The following is a 22605-nucleotide window of genomic DNA, read 5'->3' on the forward strand; positions in this document are numbered from 1 at the left end:
TCCTGATGGCGCGATTCATACCCCTTAACTCGTATTTTTAATATCAAATGGTCGCTATAAGCGGCCATTTTCTTATTTAATATACTTACCAGATATTACGTATTATCTGGTAAGTATATTTCTAGTATCATTAAATTAATAATATTAGATGTGAAATAATATTAGTGGCTAATCTATAGAGTAATTAACTTATATCTATAAAAATTAACCATATTAAATCGAATTAAAAGGTTACTTCTTATCTCGGAAGCTCATGCTCTCATTGTTAAAAGGAGTGTGATAGGTGCATTGATATTTGATGTCGATGATATCGCTGACGATGAATAGATCCCCCGATGCTAAGAAACCTCGGTTGGTGATATTCATCGCCGCGGCATTTTTTTTGCAGCCGAGCAACTCCGCGTCTTCTTTAGATACGTTGATCGCTTGATACGTCGTTAAGTAGCTATCGATCTGAAGACCTTTCGCCAATGCATGTTTCTGGATTGAGCTTTCAATGATCTCGGCATTCATCTCTGGGAAGACACTGACAGGGATCTTGGCTTCTTCAATCTGAACTACTTTGTTGTTAATCAATCGAAGCCGTCTAATTTTCCAGATGTAGTCATTGTCGTCTAAAGAAAAAATCTGCTGTTCGTGGTTATCGGGTAGCGCTTTATTCAACTGGAGCTTTTTATAAGAGATCTCTTCAAAACTGTTTTCAGTGATGGAGTTGTACACCAGTGGTGTACCAATGAGAGAAGTGTTGACGAAGTAACCAGAACCCACCTTAGATTTCACCATGCCAATAGCCTCTAGCTTGGCTAGTGCTTTACGAATCGTGAAACGAGATAATCCATATATTTCAGACAGTTCTCTTTCTGCAGGAAGCTTATGGCTGATACTGTTTTGGCAAATTTTGCTCACAATATCTTGAACAACTAATTCATATTTTTTCATTCTAAAAACTTAAAAAAGCACTCATGGTGATTAAATTATAGTTAACTAAATCAGATACTCAGCGCATTCCGAACTGGCCGATAATTCTAACATAGAAGGCCAATTAGATGATGGGAAATGAGCCGTGTTCTATCGTTAAAATACTTCTGACGGCGCATCGACAATCGTGTCATCTAAAGCTGATCTATGTTGATGGTTGTATCGTTTTGAATATTGAGAAGGCCGTCGTAATGATGGCCTTTTTTGTACTCTATTGATTGTATATTCTAACCAAGGTTTTAAATTTATAAACGTTCTCTATGAATCTTGATGTGCGGCACTTTGTGTCGTTTTTCCATCAATGACATGGTGATACGGGAGTGTGTATGAGTTCTAATGAAATCAAAAATGTGGTGTTTGATGTAGGCAATGTCATTGTGCGTTGGGCACCTCTGGAAATTGCCCGGCTTACTTTTGGTGATACTGAAGAATTGGAGTCTCGAGCTCGTTCTATTTTTCAAAGTACGATTTGGATGGATTTGAACAAAGGGTTCTTGACCGAAAGTGAGGCCAAGCTTCGTTATCAACAAGAACTCGACTTGTCCCCGTTAGAGTGCGATCGCCTGTTCTATTACGTTAAGCAAACGCAGATCTTATTGCACGGTTCAGTTGAACTCATCGAGCGAGTAAAGTCTGCAGGTTATGGTGTGTACGCGCTTACCGACAATGTGGTCGAGATTGTTGAATACTTAAAAAATACTTATCAATTTTGGGCGTTGTTTGATGGTGCGGCAGTCTCCGCTGAGCTTGGTATGCTTAAGCCACAACCTGAAATCTACCAAGCGCTTTTATCTAATTATGGGCTCAAAGCTTCAGAAACGGTCTTCATTGACGATATGCCTTATAACGTTGAAGGTGCGAGATCTGTGGGTATGGCTGCTATCCAGTTTACCGATGCCGTTCAGTGTGAAAACAGCTTGCAGGCGCTTGGCGTTAATTTATTAGATTGACACCTTGGCGAGTGAGTTAAATTTGAGGGTGTAGAAAATGAAAAGATACCCACCTAAGTCTATCGTTGCATTCTTGTTTTTGACTATATCAGCGCTGGTTTTAGTTGCGGCTGTCGTGCTTCAAATTCGCGGTGAACAAGCGTGCGATAAAACAACGCTGATAATTAGATTAAGAGCCATGCTATTGAAACATCGCTCTTTTTTAGATTTGGATACGCGCTTTCTTGTTTAATCGCGAGTTTGTTCGGCATTCAAATGCCGAATCAACTTGGCTGGAGTGCCGCCGTACAGGCAATCTGGTGGTACATCACTGTTAACCACTGAGTTCGCTGCGATAACAGAGCGAGCGCCAATCGTAACGCCTTGGTTGATGACTGAGTTTCCACCAATCCACACATCGTCTTCGACTGTGATAGGTAGGCAGACAGTTTCCCACTTACGGCGGCTGAGATAATCCAGTGAGTGGGAGGCTGTGTAAAACTGGGCACTTGGCCCTATCAATACATTGTTACCAATCTTGATATTCGCGCCATCAAGCATCACCACGTTCATGTTGATAAAGGTGTCGTCACCGATCTCGATGGTTTTGCCAAACTCGCAATGAAAAGGAGGACGGACAACGCTGCTTCCTACTTTACCAAACAGATTAGCCTGAAGACTTGGTAGTTGAGTATCGTCTGAACATTGATTCAAGTCTGATAGCGCCTTGCTGGCGTGAGTGCGCATGTGGTCTACCTCATGGTCTGCGCCATCAAAAATCTCGCCGGACAGCATTTTCTCGAGTTCTGTTTTCATTGTTTGCATCCCATTCGTCAACATCGATATTAGAATACGGATAATTGGACATAAAAAAAGAGAAAAGCCTAAGCCTTTCTCTTCCTGTTTTTCTACTTAGCAATCAAGATTGCTCAAATTAGATTTGCTCAACGAAACCCATTAGGTGCTGTTTCACTTCGTCTGAAGCAAAAGCGCTCTCTACAGAGTACTTGTAGATCTCTGCGTAGTCTTCTTGTGTTAGACCGAACGTTTCACATACACGCTTCACTTCGTTAGTCATGGTTGTGTTCGACACAGTGCGGTTGTCTGTGTTGATCGTTACAACGATGCCGTCTTTCTTGAATTCAGCAATTGGGTGGTCGCTGAATTTGTGAATACATTTAGTTTGCACGTTACTTGTTGGGCAAGTTTCAAGCGCAACCTGCTTCTCTTTAACGATGTTGTACGCGTCTTCGTTACCTTGGATGTGAACACCGTGGCCGATACGTTCAGCATCTAGCAGAGTAACTGCATCGTAAACGTTCTGACCATGCCATTGCTCACCTGCGTGAACCGTCACACGGTAGCCTTGTTCAATAGCGTATTGCGTGTACTCAGGGAATTCAGCGCAGAAGCCCGGCTTTTCACCGCCTGCAATATCAAACGCAACCACGCCTTTACCAAGGTATGGTTTACCAGCGTCGATTACATCTTTGATTGAGTCTTTCGGGAACATACGAAGTACAGACATGATGTAGTTGCCCTTAATGTCGTATTTCTCTTCTGCACGCTTCATGCCTTTAACCGCACTTGCGATGATTGCATCAAGAGACAAGCCCTTGTTTACGTGAAGAATCGGTGCAAAACGAACTTCTAGGTATTTAACGTTCTCTAGTGCTGCGTCTTCGTAAAGCTCAAAAGAGATACGCTCAATCGCTTCTTCCGTTTGCATCACTTGCAGTGGCAGGCTAAAGCAAGCTAGGTACTCATCAAGGTTTTTGCAATCTTCAGGCACTGTTAGAGACTTTACTACCGCTTCACGGTCTTCTGGAAGTTCGATTCCGTACTGTTTCGCCAGATCAATAATGGTGTCTGGACGAACACTTCCGTCTAGGTGGCAGTGCAGATCAATCTTAGGGAGTGCTAGAAAGTTCATGAGTATTCCTTAGGTCTATTATTTTTTGAGTTATTAACTCATAGGTTACATGGGCTTAAATTAACAAGTTTGTGATATGATTTAAAGTGACATAAAGTCATCATTAATCTGAATCTAAGGAATATCATGGTAGATGTTAAAAGCTTACTCAAATGTGATATGAATTTACTGCTGTGTTTACACGTGTTGCTTGAAGAGCGCAGCGTGAGCAAAACGGCAGAGCGATTGTTCCTTAGTCAGTCTGCGGTGAGTAAACAACTCACCAAGCTGCGAACTTTGTTTGATGACCCGCTATTTGAGCGCGAATCTAAAGGTCTGTTTCCAACCCCGAAAGCTACTTCTTTAGCGCCTAAGATTCATCAGATCCTTTTGCAAGTTGAACAGCTAACCGTGCCGGACATTTTTGAGCCGAAAGACAGCGAACGCACTTTTAATATCGATCTTGTTGAAACCGCTTATACCGCGATTTACCCTAAATTTATGCCTAACGCGCTAGCAGATGCGCCGAACATTACGGTAAACAGCACTACTTGGAGCAGCGAAACCTTTAAGCGCTTACTAAAGCGTGAGGTCGATTTCGGGATTGGAATTTTTGAGCTCGATGAAAGGGCTAGCACCCACATTCAAAATATCCCTGCCGAGCTAAACCACGTCGAGTTGCTGCAAGATTACTCTGTGTGCTTGATGCGAAATGATCACCCAGTACTTCAAGAAGAGTGGAATCTGCAAGCCTTCCTTAAATACCGTCATATTCAGTTGGTGACCGGTGGCGTTGGCGACTGGTTGCTACTGGAAATCTTGCAAGCCAAACAGCTTCAAATTAACAAAGCCGCCAACGTGTCGGACATCACCAGCGCAGTAAAGCTGTGCAAACAAAGCGATTTGCTGATGTGTTATCCGTACAACTCGGTTCGTGACTATATTGAGAGTGGCGAACTGGTGATGAAGCCGATTCCTATTGAGTTGGTTCCCGGTGGTTTGTTTTTGCTTTGGCACCGTTACTTTGATTCTGAACCAAGCCACAAATGGCTTCGCGACCTCATAGTCAATAAGACCCAAGAACCTCAGCTGTAAACCGCGAGCTACGATGATCAAAACGGCGAAATAAGTTTTTTTAAATTTATTTCGTCTTTTTAGAATGAGCATTGTCTTATTACGGGTGCCAAATGCCCGCCAAGAATGAGATATCTAAATGAATCCAATGCCATCGATTCGTTGGTGTTGATTGATTAGTGCTTAATCCTGATGACAGACAGACAGACAGACAGAAGTAAGGCCAACGTGTATACGCTGGCCTTTTTTATGGTTCTTCGCAGATTAGCGCCAAGTTGGATAAGCGACTCGGCTTGTTGTTACGTTATGCTGGAACCTTAAAACAAGAATCTTGATTGCTGTATTTTGGTACGAAGCACAATTTGTCTGCCGACATTTTTAAGCCGTTTTGCATCTGGATATGTGTTACCGCCCAAATCACGCAGCCATGAGGCAAATTGAATAGCGAGCGAGTTTGAGTGAACAACACGCCGTCATCATAGGCTGGTGTAATGTTCGTCGCTTTGCCTTGCCACGCCTTATGAGTGGTTTGCACATCAATATTTGGAACAATCAATGAGAGCATTTCTGGCTCAACGTCTTTTACGACTTTCAAGCAGATACGACACCCATCGTAGTATTGTTCTATCCAGATTTTATGTGGAATAGCGTGATCATCCCAACCCAGTTGTAAGATATGTTCCATGACTTTGTCCTTGGTATCTAAGAAGGAAAGGCAGTGCTCAACACTGCCTGAATTAGCTCAAATATTATTCGTAACTTAAACCATGTCCGAACGGGTAAAGGGTGTCGGCTTGATCATACCCAGGGTAGTCTGAGTCTTGGTTTTGAATGGCTTGGGCACTGTTCGCTAAAGCAAATGGCAGTTTTCCTTGAGGAGCAAAGTTGCCTGAAAGTACTTCCATTAGGTTGCTGTCCGAGACACCAAATGTGGCGATCACGGCACCGGCTTGCTTAAGATTACTTTGATCGTCTAGCACGAAGGGTTGTCTAAAGTTGATGGACAATACCGTTTTGTCAGCGCCCACTTCGTTCATAACGGCTTTAATGTCGCTTAGGCTTGGTTCAATATGCCAAGATGCAGCTGTAGCCATTTCACTGAACGCAAGAATATCGAGTTCATCTGGGTTCGCGCCACCAAAGATAAGATCAGGATCTGAGCCTTCGTTAGATACGCGAACACGAATAACCGCATAGTCCGTATCGGCTGGTACTGGTGGACGCGTTTCTCCCGCTTCGTAATCTCCGGAAGTCACGGTAAAGTTGTACTTGTCGTCTCCTGCAATGTTTTCGTCCATTCCCATGACATACAGAGCAACAGGATTTTGTGCGGTTGATTCAGCTAGAGGTAAAGTCTTATTGGTATTTTGAAGTAAGACGACAGACTTTTTCTGTGCGTAATCAGCGCGTTCTTGGTACTTCTCGTTGCCTAAAATCTCTTGGGCTTTTTTCTCATCAACGTAAGTGTTTTCGAAAAGGCCAAGCTTGAATTGTTCTTCAAGTAAGCGTGTGACTGATAGGTCGACACGCTCTTCGGTAAGCAGATCTTTTTCCACGAGTTTCACGATGACTTCTTTATCATGGAAACCTGAAAGAACATCGACTCCAGCTTCGACCGCCATGGCAACCTGCTCATCAATCGTTTTGTGTTCCACACCCCATGCACGATCGCCAATAATGCCGGTATCTGAGTTCACGTTACCTGTGTAGCCCAATTCGTCTCTGAGAAGGTCGGTAACAATGCCTTTTGAGAAGGACATACCAACATCGTTTGGCATCCACTTTTGATCTACAGGGATGCCGTAGTAAGGCATGATTGAAGAAGCGCCAGCCTCAATCGCAGCAATAAACGGTTTTAGGTGGTAATCAAAATTGTTCTTTGGATAGACTTGGTTTTTACCGAAGTCATAATGTGGGTCACCACCGTTTTCTTGTGGACCGCCACCAGGGAAGTGTTTGATGGTTAGCGCGATACTGTCTTCGTTGACCTCACCGCCATCCTGCAACCCTTTGATAAGTGAGCGCATAATGTCAGACGCTAAATCTGCATCTTCGGTAAAGGTTTCGTGTACTCGGTACCAACGAGGTTCTGTCGCCAAATCCATCATGTATCCGTACATACTGCGTAGGCCAATTGAAGACCATTCTTCATTCATGATACCTGCAAATTCAGTGATTAAATCCATGTCGCGAGTGGCTGCTAAACCTGCCTCTTTAGGCCAAGCAGAAAAGGCACCTGAAGAAACGTTGATCCCTGCTTTAGCTGATGGATCTATGTGGTTACGAGCATTGGATTTGAATAGAGCGGGGATACCCATTCGCGTCTGTTCACGCAGTTCTTGAACACTATTCATGAACTGGGCAGCTTCTGTTGGGGTTATCTGACAACCTGAACGGCCTGAATCGCAATCAGGCGCATTGGTAGGTGTTTCAACTACGCTGTTACGGAAGATAAAGCGCGTCATTTGGGCATCGCCAATCATGTCTTGTCCTTTACTACTAACGAGCCCACCTTTGGACGAGTTTAAGGTGTCAATGAGCATCATGCCGGCTTTCTCATCTAGCGTCATGCGGCTAACCAAGTCTGCTGCTCGCTCTTCTGGAGATAATCGCCAGTCTTCAAAAGGCTCCAGTGTTCCATTACCGTTAGAATCTCGGAATTGGTAGCCCTCAACGTTCAATACATCATGAACACGAGAGTGAACTTGGGGTTGCTGGAAGTTATTGTCGCTATCAGATGAGTTACATCCTGCAAGAAGCAACGCGATTGCTATAGGTGTCAGGGTAAGACGCTTCATGGTCACGATCCTATTGTTAGTATAATAATAAGTACATGACCAATTTTAATAATTAACGGGTTATTGGTTAACCAAAATAAATCAAACTAAAGATTTGGATCACCATATAAATTTAATTGGTGATTTAATTCAATTTAGTATTGGAAATATATTGACGAAGTTTAAATAACGTAAACTTAACTAGATTTAATTTTTTGATATCCAATTAATCCCCCATTTAATTAGTGATGTATTACTTCCATATTTTAAATTTAGAATAAAAAATATATTGCCTATTTTATAGTTAACAATCTGCGTTGATGTAAACGATAGATAGTGACCATGTTGGTGACAATAAAGGTGATTTCGACAAAGGACCCGCCAATCGAACCAATCCAAATGTTATGGCTAGCCCAACAGAAAGAATTGAATAAGATCAAGGACCTCAATGCGATGCCTTGTCTTGAAAAGAGTGCCCATGTCGCAACGGATGAACCAACAACCGTAATAAATTCAAAGAAATGATTCATGTTGGGTAAAGTCATGCACCACATCAAGCCAATAAAGAACCACATCACTTTGCGCGATTGAGTTTTTATCGATACATAGCTGCGAATAGCATTAATAATTACGCCTATAGCCGCCACTATGGCGCCCATTAATATGAAATGGATACTCATTACAAAACAAAAGATCATCATCTGGTAGCGAAAACGCATATCATCTTTTTGCCAAAATGCCATTACACCGATACAAAAAGCCAGGCCGCCAACTCCTTGTGTTATCCAGTTTTCCATATTTAGCCTTTATTTTTAAGATGCTATCGAGCACGATTAAATATTAACTTTGAAAGAATAATGCTCAACCATAAAATAACCCTCCAAAAGGAGGGCTAGATATAACGTCAAAATGCTATTGCACTAGGTTTAATTGACTAACTTAACGGCTTCACGAGTTAAATGAGCCAGCTCTTCCCAATTGCCTTCTTCAATCAGCTTCTTATCCACCATCCAAGTACCGCCACATGCGAGCACGCGAGGTATCGCTAGGTAGTCTTTAATGTTGTTTGGGTTGATACCACCGGTCGGCATGATTTCAATATCCGTGTAAGGCGCAAGAAGTGACTTAACCATGTTGATGCCACCTGATGCTTCAGCAGGGAAGAACTTCAATGTGGTTAAGCCCATTTCTAGAGCGGCTTCTACTGTACTCGGGTTGTTGACCCCAGGAATGATATCAATACCAATCTCTTGGCAGGCTCTTACCGTGTTTGGATTAAATCCAGGAGAGACGACGAACGTTGCGCCTGCTTCTTTAGCCGCAATAGCTTGCTCACGATTGAGCACAGTGCCTGCGCCGATCAACATATCTGGTTGTGATTCACGAAGTAGACGAATAGCTTCAACTGCAGCTTCCGAACGGAATGTAATTTCTGCTGCAGGTAAACCATTTTCAGCTAACACTTTACCCAGAGGGATGATGTCTTCAGCGTTGTCGATAGCGATCACAGGGATAACTTTCAGTGTTTTCAGTTGTTGTTTGATGTTAGACATTGGTATTCCTTAAATGGCTGTGATGGCCGCTTGAGTGAGTTCTTTTGCAATAATGGCACCACGATGTTGGATAACGACGCCTGCCATGGTATTGCCGCGCTGGCATGACTTTGTTAAGTCTTCGCCCGCAAGGTAAGCCGATAAAAATCCGCCATTGAATGAGTCTCCTGCCGAGGTCGTATCAACGACATGATCAACAGGCAGGGTTGGCACCGCTAGTGGAGCCGAAGCGGCACCAGAATCTGGGTGTATGTTACTTTGAATGGTGGCATCTTGAATGAGACAGCCATCTGCACCCAGTTTGACGATGCATCGCTTAACACCCAGCGTCGTTAGACGTTCGATAGTTTGTTCTGGAGAGCTATCGCCCCAAATTAATTGTTCATCATCGAATGTGACCAACGCTAAATCCGTCAATGTATACATGGCCTGGTAGCTGTTTTTGACGGTTTGGTTTTCGTCTTGTGGCCAAAGTGCAGGGCGGAAGTTACTGTCGAAGGCAATCTCAACACCTTGTGCCTTCAACGCAACCAAGATGTTCAATAGCTCGATACGATCTTGTTCAGGCAGAATCGCTAATGTGATGCCGCTGAGAAAGACCATATCGACATTGCGCAGTGCCTGCTTTATCTGATTGAAATCTGGGTGCTGTAGCAGGTAGCGTGCAGCCGACTGGTTTCTCCAGTACAGAAAGGTACGTTCACCTGCGTCATCAAGCTGAATTAGGTATAGACCCGGAGTACGTTGGCTGTCTTGTAGAACAAGGTCCGTCGACACCCCCTCTTGTTGCCAGCGTTCTAACATTCCCTTGCTAATCGGGTCTGCGCCCAAAGCCGTGACGTAGGACACTTTTATTTCATCTTGATTGAGGTTGGCCTCGCAGCCGCGGCTTAGATAGACCGCAGCATTGAGTGTGTCCCCGCCAAACGTTTGATGCATTGAGCCGAACGGTTTGCCGTTCAGCTCGATCATGCACTCACCAATAATGGCGATATGTTTCATCGGTTACGCCCTCTCTTCGAAGTAGCGTTTTGCGTTACCAAAGCAGATGTCTTCGACCATAGGGCCAAGCAGTGACATGTCGTTTGGTACCTCGCCGTTTTCAGCCCAACGACCAAGCATGTCACACAGAATTCGGCGGAAGTATTCGTGGCGTGTGTACGACAAGAAGCTGCGAGAGTCAGTCAGCATGCCGACAAACTGGCTAAGCAGACCAAGTTGAGATAACTGTTCCATTTGGCGTTGCATGCCGTCTTTCTGATCGTTGAACCACCAACCAGAACCAAACTGAACTTTGCCCGCGATGCCGCCACCTTGGAAGTTACCAATCATGGTTGCCATCATCTCGTTATCGCGAGGGTTTAAGCAGTAAAGAATGGTGCGAGGTAACTCGTTGCTTTGATCCATTTCGTCTAACAGGTGAGCCAATTCGAAGGCAAACGTCTTATCGCTGATCGAATCAAACCCTGCATCTGCGCCTAACAGTTGGAACATGCGCGTGTTGTTATTGCGCTGAGCACCAATGTGAAGCTGCATTACCCAACCCATTGCGGCGTAGCGCTTGCCTAACCACACCTGAACCGCTGTTGAAAACTGCGCACATTCTAGATCGGTGAGCGTTTCGCCATTGAGGCGTCGAGTTAACAGGGCATCCAAATCCGATTCTGATGGAATAGGTGCGTAGCGAACCACTTCAATACCGTGGTCAGCCGCACGACAGCCATGGGCATTAAAGTGGACTAAACGCTTGTCTAGCGCACTCAACAGATCATCAAATCGACGGATCTCGATATCGGCTACTTGACCAAGTTGGCGCAGGTAATCGACAAAGGTGTCGAGTTCGATTTTGAAGGCTTTATCTGGGCGCCAGCTTGGTAACACTTGTACATCAAATGAATTGTCTTGAGCGATCGCCTTATGGTGTTCAAGAGAATCAATTGGATCGTCTGTCGTACCAGCCATCACCACATTCATCTGCTTCATGATGCCGCGAGCACTAAATTCTGGTGTCGCTAATAGCTCGTTGCCTTCGTGCCAAATTTGGTCTGCGGTTTCTGGACCAAAGAGAGTGCCAGTAATACCAAATGGGCGGCGTAGTTCTAAATGAGTCCAATGGTAAAGTGGGTTGCCCAAGGTTTGAGGGACGGTTCTAGCCCAGGCCATGAACTTATCATAATCGCTTGCGCCTCCAGTAATCAGACGCTCATCAATCCCTGCTGAACGCATACCACGCCATTTGTAGTGGTCACCTTCAAGCCAAATCTTAGACATGTTTTCGAACTGACGATCTTGAGCCACTTCTGCCGGGTTTAGATGGCAGTGATAGTCATAAATCGGCTGGTGGCTTGCGTGTTCATGGTACAAACGACGTGCAGTCTCATTCGACAGTAAAAAGTCTTCACATAAGAAATTCTTCATTGTTTGTACTCCTTATAACGCAGCCACGGTCGCAACGGCACCGTGTTCAATTAATGATTGGTACGCTGAACTTACCGCATCAATGACCTGCGGGTCTTGGCCTAGCTCGGCAGGGAAAATCGCTTCAACCGCAAGTAATGCTGGAACCACAGAAACATTGAGTCCATGCTGGTCGCAGATCTGGCGAAGTGTGTCTGCCATTGGATCGCGGACATCAATCTCATTGCCTTGCTCATCAACGCCAGATACATAGCGCATCCAGCCAGCGATGGCGGTTGCAAGCCACGAGAAATCTGAGCCTTGATCTAAATGGAATCGTAAGCTGCCACCCATACGTTGAGGGATCTTCTGGCTGCCATCCATCGCAATCTGCCACGTCTTGTGCTTCAAGCTTGGGTTAGTGAAGCGGTTGATCAGCAAGGTTGCGTAACCTTCTAAATCAGTCCCTTCAGGCATCGTTAACGAAGGTGCCTGTGATTTCATCATCATGTCAAAAGCGGCTTTTCGGTAGCCAGCATCCGTCATAGTGTCGGAAATATGGTCGTAGCCACCAAGGTATCCAAGGTAAGCAAGGAAAGAGTGACTGCCATTGAGCATGCGCAGTTTCATCTCTTCGTAAGGCACTACATCTTCTACGAACTCTGCGCCAGCGACATTCCAATCTGGACGACCTGCCACAAAGTTATCTTCAATCACCCATTGGCGGAAGGGTTCACAGGCGATGCCACATGGGTCTTCACAACCAAGCAGTTCTGCAATTTCTGTCAGTGTTTCTTCTGTTGCTGCGGGTACGATACGGTCAACCATGGTGCATGGGAAGGTGACATTGGTTTCAATCCAATCACGTAATTCTGGGTCAAGCAGTTGAGCAAACTCAATGATCGCTGCTTTTGCTACATGACCGTTCTCTTGCACGTTATCGCAAGACATGACCGTGAATGGTGTTAAGCCACGTTCACGTCGAATTTTGAGCGCTTGCACAATGTAACCTAATGCTGATTTAGGTTCGCTTGGGTTAGCTAGGTCAGCGATGACTAATGGGTTATTTTTGTCGAGTTTTCCTGTCGCTGGGTCTGCGCAGTAGCCTTTCTCTGTGATGGTCATAGAAACGATAGCCACTTGAGGTTCGGCCATTTTTTCTAATACGGTTTCGATGCCGTCTAGGCTTGGGTGAAGAGATTCGGCCACTGAGCCGATCACTTTAACGTCTGTGGATTCAGCGCCTTTTTCAGCAACCGTGTAAAGGTGATCTTGCGTGCGAAGTGATTCAATTAAGTCTTCGCCTCCGAATAGGTTAATTTCGCAAATACCCCAATCAGTGCTGGTCTTGCTGAGCATTTCATTGGTGAACAACGCTTGATGCGCTCGGTGAAATGCACCGAAGCCAAGGTGCACGATACGGCTTTGGAGTGCTGAACGGTCGTAGTCAGGTCGTAGTACAGTGTTTGGCAGCGTAGAGTTAGCAACAGTCTTCATTATTCAGTTCCTTTTCCCGCCAGCGAACCAGCGGGATTTTATTATTTGATAAAGCGTTTGAGTGTTTAGCAGTCTTAGAATCTATCTGTGACCAAATTACGAACCGTAGCCCAGTACCAATTCAGGTAGGAACAAGCTCAGCTCAGGGATAAAAGTAACGGCCATTAGGGCTGCAATAAGTGCGGCATAGAATGGCAATAAAGGCTTGATGACTTTGTCGATGGCAATGTTGGCAACCGAACAACCGATGAACAGAGCACTGCCTACTGGCGGTGTACAGATACCGATAGCAAGGTTGAAGGTCATCATGATGCCGAAGTGCACAGGGTCGATGCCTAGGTCTAGCGCGATTGGTAAGAAGATTGGTGTGAAGATAAGAACCGCAGGGGTCATATCCATAAAGATGCCAACAATCAACAGAATCACGTTGATAATCAGTAGGATCATTAGTGGGTCTTCGGAAACCGCGAGTAGAGCATCGGCAATCATGTAAGGTACATCGGCGTTCGCCATTGCCCAAGACATGCCCATTGATGCGCCAACCAGTAATAGAACGATAGATGTTGTTACTGCAGACTCAAGGATGATCTTTGGAATATCACCCCATTTCACTTCGCGGTAGACAAGCACAGCTAAAACAAACGTGTATACCACAGCAATTGCGGAAGCCTCAGTCGCAGTAAAGATACCGCCAATGATGCCGCCCATGATGATGCCGATCAGTGCTAAAGAAGGTGCTGCTTTTAGGAAGGTATTCCATACCATTGATGTGGAAGGACGAGCTGCGACTGGGTAGCCACGACGTTTCGCGATAATACCTGCCACCATCATGATGCTCAGCCCCATCAATAGGCCTGGGATGTAGCCTGCTAAGAACAATGCTGCAATAGAGGTACCACCAGAAACTAATGAGAACACGATCAGCGTGTTGCTGGGTGGGATAAGCAAGCCCGCAGGACATGACGTAATATTTACCGCAGCCGAGTAGTTTTCGTCATATCCATCTTTCTTTTGCAGAGGAGACATAGTGCCACCAACTGCAGCAGCCGATGCAACCGCTGAGCCTGAGATAGACCCAAACATCATGTTTGCCATCACGTTTACGTGGGCGAGTGAACCTGGTAGACGACCACCCAACACTTTCGCGAAGTTGATCAAACGCAGCGCGATGCCGCCTTGGTTCATGATGTTGCCCGCCAAAATGAAGAACGGAATTGCTAATAGTGCAAAGTTATCAAGGCCTGCCGCCATACGTTGAGCAACTACAGCAATTGCAGGCTCAAGCGGTAAGCTCATTAAGATGGTTGCTAGTGACGATAAACCAATCGCAAAAGAGACCGGTACACCGATTGTAAGCAGTACAGCGAAACTACCGAATAATGTCAGTATTACTTGCCATTCCATTGTGAAATCCTTCTATCAATCAAGTTGTGAGTCGGTGATCAAATCGTCACCTGACATTAATTGTTTAACGCGTTCGTAGGTAAATACGACTGAGTAAAAAATCATCAAAGCGCCACTAACCGGTAAGCAGAAGTAGATGTAGCCCATTTCTAAACCTAGAGCGGGAGTCAGTTGTCCCATCGCAAGTGTTTTAGCTGCAAGTTGGCTGCCACCGTGTACCAGAACGATATAAGAGAAAGAAGCGATGGCTATTTGGATAATGATTTCGTTGATTAATTTACGTTTGCCAGTCAGCTTCATCGTAAGTAGGTCGATGGCAAGGTGGCGTTTCAGACCTGTTGTGTAAGCAGCACCAATCAGGGCTACCCACATAAAGAGGTAACGAGCGAGCTCGTCGGTAACAGTACTTGGTTTGCCAATAACATAGCGGGATAGAACCTGCCATATCACGCATAGCACCAAGAAAGACGATAGAGACACTGTAAAGGCGGCCAACCCTCTATTTATGTAACTGACCAATTTATTCATGTTTATTTCCTTTCAACAAAATTGCGTATCTCATAACAATTGGTTTACCAATGTAAGAAATTGTTTCTATGTAGGGATGGGATGTTCAAAAATCTGGCTGAATCATAAGCTATTCATTTTTTTGTTGGCGTGAGCAACTTCACAAATGATTTTGGTTGACCAATTTATGGGTTTTTATTGTGATATTGGTCAATCAATTTTAATTTCAGCTTTGACGGTTCCTTTTTTGAGCCCCAATATGAGCCCATAACAAAAAACACCCTACATTTTGGATAACCAATCCACGGAGAATAAGAATGATGATGACGCGTAAAACTTTGATTAGTGCGGTTGTCGGTGCTGCTTTGACTTTTGGAGCAACAGCTTCTGCTTATGCAGCGACAACATTGAAACTGAGCCATAACCACCCTCGTGACCATGCAGTACATGAAGCGATGACGTTTATGGCGAAAGAAGTACGTGAATTGACTGATGGTGAGGTGCGTATCCGTATTTACCCTGATGCTCAATTGGGTACACAGCGTGAATCTATGGAGCTGATGCAGAACGGCGCTTTAGATATGGTGAAAAGTAATGCTGCTGAGCTAGAAGCTTTTTCTCCTGCTTATTCATCATTCAACATGCCTTACTTATTCCGCGATCAAGCGCACTACTACAGTGTGACAGATGGTGAAGTAGGCCGTGACATTCTTAACTCTTCTCGTGATAGCGGCTTTATTGGTGTGACTTACTACGACGCTGGTGCGCGTAGCTTCTATACCAATAAGCCAATTAACACACCAGAAGATCTGAAAGGTTTGAAAGTTCGTGTTCAACCAAGCCCATCAGCAATTGCGATGGTGAAAGCGTTAGGCGGTAACCCAACGCCACTAGCTTACGGTGAGTTGTACACAGCACTGCAGCAAGGTGTCGTAGATGCGGCTGAAAATAACATTCCTTCTTTCAGCTTGAGCCGTCACAGTGAAGTGTCTAAATACTTCAGCTTAGATGAGCACACGATGGTTCCGGATGTGTTGGTTATCTCAACCAAAGCATACGATAAACTGACTGCAGAACAACAAGATGCGCTAATGAAGGCGGCAAGTGATTCATCTGAATTGATGAAAAAATTGTGGGCTGAATCGGAAGCAAAAGAGCGTGCTAAAGCCGAGAAAATGGGCGTTACTTTTGTGGAACCAGACAAGGCTGCGTTCGCACTAGCGGTTCAACCTATGTACGACGCGCTAGATAAAGCGGACCCAGAATTGAGCGCATTGATTGACCGTATTCAGGCTGTTGAATAACGAGCAAATATAGAAAAAAGAGTAATACAAAAACAAGGTGTTACTGCATTTTAAGATATAGAGGTTGACCAATTATATTTGGTCATTATGATGGCGAGAGAAATACAATGGAAAGAAGTGACAATATCATCATGATGCCTTTCGAGCCGAAAAGACCTTATCAGGAGATAGGGTTAGTACTAAGAAAAGAACTGATTGAAGGCCTGTATAAGGTCGGAGATAGGTTACCTCCAGAACGCGATATTGCTGATCGTCTAGATGTAAGCCGCACTGTGGTGCGTGAAGCGATCATCATGCTGGAGCTTGAAAACTTAGTTGAGGTGAAAAAAGGGTCGGGTGTTTATGTCCTGAACATTCCAACTCATTCTCGCGAGAATGTGGTCAGTGATGACGCTGGTCCATTCGAGATGCTGCAGGCCCGCCAATTACTGGAAAGTAATATCGCGGAGTTTGCGGCAACTCAGGTCACTCCGGGCGACATCATTAAGATGCGCTCTGCACTCGAACTCGAGCGCGAAGAGCTTGCAAGCGGCACTACCGATTGCAGCGGAGATGAAAGATTTCACATGTGTATTGCAGAGGCAACTCAAAACTCTGTGCTGGTAGATATGTTGAAACAATCCTGGGATCGACGCGAAAAGAGTCCAATGTGGAATAAACTCCACTCTCACATCAGTGGTCAAGATTACCGTGAAGAATGGTTAGATGATCACGCTCGTATCCTCGCCGCCTTACAGCGCAAAGACCCTGTCGCTGCTAAGAACGCAATGTGGCAACACCTTGAGAATGTTAAACAGCGTTTGTTAGCGCTGTCAGACATTGATGACCCAAACTTTGATGGTTACTTATTTAGCTCCAACCCAGTGGTGCTGCTTAGCTCAGAAAGCTAGTTCTGAAGCTAATGTTGAATTCAGCGACAAGGCTCCTCTTGAAAGCTGATTCATTCAATAGGTTGTAGATAGGTAATCGTCTTTAGACCGGCGTAGACCGGTGCTATCTCGGGCAGTAATTGTCATTGCTGCCATTAAGAAGTCGTTATTGCACTTAGCTTGATTAATTCGAGCCGGCTAAGTGCGTCTTAAAGAAAGGTAAGTCTCATGGAACAAACGTGGCGTTGGTACGGCCCTAATGATCAAGTTTCGCTAGACGATATTCGTCAAGCGGGCGCAACTGGTATTGTGAATGCACTGCATCATATTCCAAATGGTGAAGTTTGGACAAAAGAAGAAATCCTTAAGCGTAAAGCCATTATCGAAGAGAAAGGTTTAACGTGGTCGGTTGTAGAAAGCGTGCCTGTGCACGAAGAGATCAAAACTCAAACTGGCAACTACCAGCAGTGGATTGATAACTATAAGCAAACTCTGTCTAACCTTGCTGAGTGTGGCATCGATACGGTTTGTTATAATTTCATGCCAGTGTTGGACTGGACGCGTACCGATTTAGAATTTGAAATGCCTGATGGCTCGCGCGCACTGCGTTTTGACCAAATCGCGTTTGCGGCATTTGAGCTGCATATCTTGAAACGTCCAGGTGCAGAATCGGACTATTCAGAATCAGAGCAAGCTCAAGCGTTGGATTACTTCAACAACATGACGCCAGAGCAAATTCAGCAACTGACTAATAACATCATCGCTGGCCTGCCAGGCGCTGAAGAAGGTTACACACTAGAAGCGTTTCAAGCACAGCTAGATCGCTATGCGGGAATCGACAAAGACAAGCTACGTGAGCACATGTCTTACTTCCTCGCTGAGCTGATGCCTATCTGTGATGCGAATGGCTTGAAGATGGCGGTTCACCCAGACGATCCACCGCGTCCGATTCTAGGCTTGCCTCGCATCGTTTCAACGATCGAAGACATTGATTGGTTGACCGAGCATGTACCGAGCAAAATGAATGGCTTGACGATGTGTACGGGTTCATACGGTGTTCGTGGCGACAATGATCTGGTTAATATGATCAAAAAGCACGGTGACCGAATTTACTTTACGCACCTGCGTTCAACTAAGCGTGAAGAGAGCAACCCAATGACATTCCACGAAGCAGCGCACCTCGATGGTGATGTGGACATGTACAACGTTGTGATGGCTATTTTGGATGAAGAAAATCGTCGTGCAGAAGTGGGCGATCACCGCTTAATTCCAATGCGTCCGGATCACGGTCATCAAATGCTGGATGACCTTAAGAAAACCACTAACCCAGGTTATTCGGCGATTGGTCGATTGAAAGGCTTAGCTGAAGTTCGTGGTTTAGAGATGGCATTGAAACGCGCTTTCTATACCAAGTAACGACGGCATCTAGCTTTAAAATACTTTTAAAAACCAGAACTCATGTTCTGGTTTTTTGTATCTGAGCTCAGTAAAACTTCAGAGTTTGGATAACAACAATCACGCCCCTAACTTGGTAAAGGCCAACGGGGTTTGTCCAGCTTGCTGTTTGAAAAAAGCGATAAACGCACTGTTGGATGAGAACTCTAGCAGATGAGCCACATCAACGACTTGTCGGTTTTCTGAGAGCAGTTCAATCGCTTTAAACAAGCGCCATTGCTGTCGCCACTCTTGGTAAGTCATGCCTGTTTCGGCTTTGAATAATCGAGTAATCGTTTTGGTGCTTGCGCCAACCGAGTTCGCTAATGTCGAGAGGGCTGGGGCAAGAAAGGAAGCGGTTCGGACTTGTTTGCAAAAGCTTTTAAAGCGGCGATCTGTCGGTAGTGGCAAGATAAACGAGTGTTGGTTAGCACTGTAAAACTCTTCCCAGAATAGGTTGGCGGTATTGGTGGTTTGCTCGCGGGCAACGTCCCAATCCCAGAAAGCCATCTTATTGATCAGGGCTTTTAAAAGCTCATTCACTTCCACAATTTCAATCGCTTCTGGGCAGGTGTAAATACTGCTATCAAAATAGAGCGACCGATAAGCAACCACATTGGTCATCTGCGCGCGATGTTTGGTATAAGGCGGGATCCACACGGCTTTAGTCGGCGGCAAAATGCAAATGGCGTTTTCTAAGGTCAAGGTGATGCAACCCTGCGGAGCATACAGCAACTGTCCTTTTACGTGGTGATGTATTCCTGAGTCATGCTGACCTAGCTCTGCCGCAATCCCTATTACGGGCGCAGGTAAGCTGTCTGCATCAAACTCAATGGTTTCGCTGATTAATGCCATTTGTCCCAATCTTGTTGTTTTTGGTTTTAATGTTGTTAACGAGCCAAGGTTAGTTTCCCCTAGACTCCTCGTCAAGTTCACTGGTCTTGGAAAAATGATGAAAACAAAACCTTCTTTATGGCAAATGGTGCTATTGCTGATGTTCCCTCAAATCGCAGAAACCATCTATAGCCCGACTCTGGATTCAATATCGAAATCCTTTGATGTCAGTTACACACAAGCTGCTCAAACCCTATCGATTTACTTCTCAGCGTTTGCGCTCGGTGTTGTGGTATGGGGCATATTGGCAGACAAATGGGGGCGCCGACCAACCATGTTACTGGGCATGGGGTTATTCGCCTGTTCAGCACTTATTGCTATGCAAACCGACAGCTTTACGTGGTTGATGATAGCCAGAGCCATGGGTGCTTTCGGGCTTGCGGTGGGCTCGGTGGTGACACAAACCATGTTGCGCGATGCCTTTAGCGGCGCGGAACTGGCCAAGGTGTTTGGTTACATGGGGATGGGGCTGTCGATTAGTCCAATCATCGGGCTGCTTCTTGGCGGTCAACTAAGCCAAGCGGGCGGGCATCAATATGTGTTTATTGCCTTGTTTATTATGGTGTTAGCGTTGTTGGCACATAGCCTATGGTCATTGCCTGAAACGCAACAATCTAAGCAGCCATTGCAGTTAAAGTCACTCAGTATTCACATGATCAAAGATAGCGATATATGGATGTCTGCGTTGCTAGTTGCGTCGTTCAATATTGCGCTATTTTCCTATTATCAATTGGGTTCATTTGCCTTCATTCAACTTGGATTTAGCGTTGAGCAGTTTGGCTACAGCGGCATTGTGCTTGGGTTCGGGACTCTGTTGGGAAGCTTGGTGAACAAGACATTGTTGAAGAGACAAGTGTCTTCAATGTCTCTGATTGGTATCGCGGCAGGGCTTCAAACATTAGGTGCGGTGGGTGTCTATTTTTCACAACACTCAATATGGTTTTTACTTCCGATGATGCTGGTGGTCATGGCATTTGGTATTGCGATCCCTAATGTATTGAGCCGAGCATTAGTCAGCTACCAATCTCAAGCGGGAAGTGCAGGTGCACTGTTTGGTTTGATGTATTACACCTTGATCGGCTCAGGGCTCGCTTTAGCGGGAATGATTCAAGATTTAGGGGGGGTGTTGGTACTTTGCGGCGCTTTATCTGTTCTGGTGACGATACGCAGTCGACTCCAGCTTAAACGCTAAGTCTCTCATCTGTATTGATAAATTCCGTGTCCTGTTTGGCGCGGAATTTATCATTTCTTGGTGTGTAAATTTGGATATTGACAGGGGTAGAGTGATCGTTCTATCTTGTAGGTAGAACAATCATTCTACCCTTTGTCGGGTATTAAGAGAGCACTATGTTGAGAGAACAGATTGCAGCAAGCTTAGAGGTGGCATTTAGCCAGCAAGGTTTTGCTGAGCCGAGCGTTGCACAGCTGAAAACGGCGTGCGATGTAAGCCTAAGAACCTTGTATAAACATTTCCCTTCAAAAGAAGCGATGATCGTTGGTGCCTTGGAATATCGACACCAACGTTACCTAGATTTCTTGTTGGAAACGTCTCCTGAAAAGGGTCTCGAATCGGTTACTCATATCTTCAACAAGCTCCAACAATGGTTAGAAGAGTATGCGCCGCACGGGTGTATGTCGATGAATGCGATGGCCGCGTTTCCCGATAATGAGCTTATCAGCCAAGCGGTTACACAGCATAAAGAACAAGTCCGTTTGCTAATAGGCAAGCAGAGCCTGCGAGATGATCTCGCGACACCACTGTTTTTACTTCATGAAGGCGTATCAAGCGCGTGGCCAGTATTAGGCGAAGAAGCGGTGGCATCAGCACAGAATATGGTTACAAAATTACTCGAGGAAACACGATGAAATTCGAAATACCGAAAACAATGAAAGGCGTAGAGATGTTGGGGCACGGCGGAGCAGAAATGCTTGGCTACCGCGAAGATATCGCGGTTCCTCAAATCGAACCTAATGAAGTGCTGATCAAAGTGATGGCAGCAGGCGTTAACAATACCGATATCAACACACGAATCGGCTGGTACTCAAAAAGCGATGACTCAGACGATGCAAGTTGGTCGGGTGAAGCGTTGAAGTTCCCTCGTATCCAAGGTGCTGACGTGTGTGGTTTCATCGTAGCAGTCGGTAATGAAGTCTCTGCTGACCGTATTGGTGAGCGTGTTCTTATCGAACCTTGTTTAACAGAAGTATACGGACGAGATCTGCCACAGCCATGGTATTTCGGTTCTGAGTGCGATGGTGGGTTCGCTGAATACACCAAAGTTGCAGCGAAGCACGCTTATGCGGTGAACAGCACCATGTCGGATGTTGAACTAGCATCTTTCCCATGTTCTTACTCAACAGCAGAGAACATGCTAACTCGCGCGAATGTGGCTGAAGGTGATCGCGTGCTTATCTCTGGTGCATCGGGCGGTGTGGGCTCTGCGGCTATTCAGCTAGCAAAAGCTCGCGGCGCGTATGTGATTGCGATTACCAGCCCAAGCAAGAACCAACAGTTACTTGAACTTGGCGCTGATGAAGTGATTGCTCGTGATGCGGATTTGGTTAAAGCGCTAGGCGAAAGTAGCGTCAATGTGGTTATCGATTTAGTGGCAGGTGACAAATGGCCGGAATTCCTTGAAGTGCTGAAACCACATGGCCGTTATGCCGTATCTGGCGCAATTGGTGGCGCTATGGTTGAGCTTGATGTTCGCACTTTGTATCTCAAAGATCTCAGCTTTTTTGGTTGCACAGTTTTAGAACCACAAGTATTTCAGAATCTAGTCAACCGTATCGAGAAACAGCAGATTGGTGCCATCGTTGCAGAGTCTTATCCGCTAGCCGATATCCATAAAGCGCAAGATGAGTTCTTAAAGAAAAAGCATGTTGGTAAGATCGTGTTGGAAGTGGCAGAACGCTAGTTTTAGTCAGCTTCACGGTTTAGATTTATGGAAGAGCGAGCAAGCGTTATGTGCTCGCTCTTCTTGTTTCTGGCGAATACTGGCGGGCTCAGTCTTGCAACCCGTTGAGTAACAGATCCTATACAGCTGAAAAGTTAATGATTCATTTATCATTGTGT

General features: G+C 45.3%; 21 protein-coding genes. 8 read left to right on the plus strand and 13 right to left on the minus strand.

The window, feature by feature from the left end:
• Positions 1 to 231: 231 nt before the first annotated feature.
• Positions 232 to 939, minus strand: a complete 708-nt coding sequence (locus AB4384_RS22305) for a GntR family transcriptional regulator (protein ID WP_017061088.1) — start codon at positions 937 to 939, stop codon at positions 232 to 234.
• Positions 940 to 1304: 365 nt separating this feature from the next.
• Between AB4384_RS22305 and AB4384_RS22310 the strand changes: the two genes are divergently transcribed.
• On the plus strand, positions 1305 to 1928 hold the full coding sequence (locus tag AB4384_RS22310; protein WP_017072484.1) for an HAD family phosphatase: 624 nt from the start codon (positions 1305 to 1307) through the stop codon (positions 1926 to 1928).
• A 228-nt stretch (positions 1929 to 2156) separates the two neighbouring features.
• Here AB4384_RS22310 and AB4384_RS22315 read toward each other — a convergent pair whose 3' ends face one another.
• The gene (locus tag AB4384_RS22315) at positions 2157 to 2723 is read right to left on the minus strand and encodes a sugar O-acetyltransferase (RefSeq protein WP_372130137.1); all 567 of its coding nucleotides are present in this window, start codon (positions 2721 to 2723) and stop codon (positions 2157 to 2159) included.
• A 118-nt stretch (positions 2724 to 2841) separates the two neighbouring features.
• Positions 2842 to 3840, minus strand: coding sequence for an adenosine deaminase (gene add, locus AB4384_RS22320; protein ID WP_017061091.1), 999 nt, complete (start codon positions 3838 to 3840; stop codon positions 2842 to 2844).
• 126 nt (positions 3841 to 3966) lie between these two features.
• On the opposite strand from add, the gene AB4384_RS22325 reads away from it, so the two are divergent.
• Entirely contained in the window at positions 3967 to 4914 is a 948-nt protein-coding gene (locus tag AB4384_RS22325; protein WP_059017760.1) for a LysR family transcriptional regulator, read from the plus strand.
• A gap of 283 nt (positions 4915 to 5197) precedes the next feature.
• On the opposite strand, the gene AB4384_RS22330 is transcribed toward AB4384_RS22325, so the two are convergent.
• The 9 genes from AB4384_RS22330 to AB4384_RS22370 form a co-directional block, all read right to left on the minus strand.
• Positions 5198 to 5578 carry a hypothetical protein gene (locus AB4384_RS22330; RefSeq protein ID WP_017057786.1) on the minus strand — a complete coding sequence of 127 codons (381 nt, stop codon included), beginning with the start codon at positions 5576 to 5578 and terminating at the stop codon, positions 5198 to 5200.
• A gap of 64 nt (positions 5579 to 5642) precedes the next feature.
• Entirely contained in the window at positions 5643 to 7691 is a 2049-nt protein-coding gene (locus AB4384_RS22335; protein ID WP_102398630.1) for a glycoside hydrolase family 3 N-terminal domain-containing protein, read from the minus strand.
• Positions 7692 to 7963: 272 nt separating this feature from the next.
• A complete protein-coding gene (locus AB4384_RS22340; protein ID WP_017057788.1) occupies positions 7964 to 8467 on the minus strand; it encodes a YgjV family protein in 504 nt (167 codons plus the stop codon).
• 129 nt (positions 8468 to 8596) lie between these two features.
• Complete coding sequence (locus AB4384_RS22345; protein ID WP_017068137.1) at positions 8597 to 9223, minus strand: bifunctional 4-hydroxy-2-oxoglutarate aldolase/2-dehydro-3-deoxy-phosphogluconate aldolase; 627 nt, start codon at positions 9221 to 9223, stop codon at positions 8597 to 8599.
• 9 nt (positions 9224 to 9232) lie between these two features.
• The gene (locus tag AB4384_RS22350; RefSeq protein WP_137001244.1) at positions 9233 to 10225 is read right to left on the minus strand and encodes a sugar kinase; all 993 of its coding nucleotides are present in this window, start codon (positions 10223 to 10225) and stop codon (positions 9233 to 9235) included.
• 3 nt (positions 10226 to 10228) lie between these two features.
• Positions 10229 to 11641 (minus strand): glucuronate isomerase, encoded by a 1413-nt coding sequence (gene uxaC, locus AB4384_RS22355; RefSeq protein WP_102394443.1) that lies wholly within the window; start codon positions 11639 to 11641, stop codon positions 10229 to 10231.
• 12 nt (positions 11642 to 11653) lie between these two features.
• A complete protein-coding gene (locus AB4384_RS22360; protein WP_017068140.1) occupies positions 11654 to 13117 on the minus strand; it encodes a fructuronate reductase in 1464 nt (487 codons plus the stop codon).
• Positions 13118 to 13213: 96 nt separating this feature from the next.
• Positions 13214 to 14521 carry a TRAP transporter large permease gene (locus AB4384_RS22365; RefSeq protein WP_017068141.1) on the minus strand — a complete coding sequence of 436 codons (1308 nt, stop codon included), beginning with the start codon at positions 14519 to 14521 and terminating at the stop codon, positions 13214 to 13216.
• Positions 14522 to 14536: 15 nt separating this feature from the next.
• Positions 14537 to 15049: a TRAP transporter small permease gene (locus AB4384_RS22370; RefSeq protein ID WP_017068142.1), complete on the minus strand. Its 513-nt coding sequence runs from the start codon at positions 15047 to 15049 to the stop codon at positions 14537 to 14539.
• 299 nt (positions 15050 to 15348) lie between these two features.
• On the opposite strand from AB4384_RS22370, the gene AB4384_RS22375 reads away from it, so the two are divergent.
• From AB4384_RS22375 to uxuA, 3 genes are all read left to right on the plus strand, one after another.
• A complete protein-coding gene (locus AB4384_RS22375; protein ID WP_029235323.1) occupies positions 15349 to 16332 on the plus strand; it encodes a TRAP transporter substrate-binding protein in 984 nt (327 codons plus the stop codon).
• Between the two features lie 107 nt (positions 16333 to 16439).
• Complete coding sequence (locus AB4384_RS22380; RefSeq protein WP_017068144.1) at positions 16440 to 17222, plus strand: FCD domain-containing protein; 783 nt, start codon at positions 16440 to 16442, stop codon at positions 17220 to 17222.
• 207 nt (positions 17223 to 17429) lie between these two features.
• Entirely contained in the window at positions 17430 to 18617 is a 1188-nt protein-coding gene (uxuA, locus tag AB4384_RS22385) for a mannonate dehydratase (RefSeq protein WP_017068145.1), read from the plus strand.
• Between the two features lie 99 nt (positions 18618 to 18716).
• Here the strand turns inward: uxuA and AB4384_RS22390 are convergent, their stop codons facing one another.
• A complete protein-coding gene (locus AB4384_RS22390; protein ID WP_372130138.1) occupies positions 18717 to 19490 on the minus strand; it encodes a helix-turn-helix domain-containing protein in 774 nt (257 codons plus the stop codon).
• Positions 19491 to 19587: 97 nt separating this feature from the next.
• On the opposite strand from AB4384_RS22390, the gene AB4384_RS22395 reads away from it, so the two are divergent.
• The 3 genes from AB4384_RS22395 (at position 19588) to AB4384_RS22405 (ending at position 22447) form a co-directional block, all read left to right on the plus strand.
• On the plus strand, positions 19588 to 20721 hold the full coding sequence (locus AB4384_RS22395; RefSeq protein WP_102321241.1) for a multidrug effflux MFS transporter: 1134 nt from the start codon (positions 19588 to 19590) through the stop codon (positions 20719 to 20721).
• A 155-nt stretch (positions 20722 to 20876) separates the two neighbouring features.
• Positions 20877 to 21395: a TetR/AcrR family transcriptional regulator gene (locus tag AB4384_RS22400; RefSeq protein WP_102321240.1), complete on the plus strand. Its 519-nt coding sequence runs from the start codon at positions 20877 to 20879 to the stop codon at positions 21393 to 21395.
• Complete coding sequence (locus AB4384_RS22405) at positions 21392 to 22447, plus strand: alcohol dehydrogenase family protein (protein WP_102321239.1); 1056 nt, start codon at positions 21392 to 21394, stop codon at positions 22445 to 22447. The genes AB4384_RS22400 and AB4384_RS22405 overlap by 4 nt, the downstream gene beginning before the upstream one ends.
• Positions 22448 to 22605 lie beyond the last annotated feature (158 nt).

This window comes from Vibrio sp. 10N.261.51.A4, from assembly GCF_041471945.1.
Lineage (GTDB): Bacteria > Pseudomonadota > Gammaproteobacteria > Enterobacterales > Vibrionaceae > Vibrio > Vibrio crassostreae_C.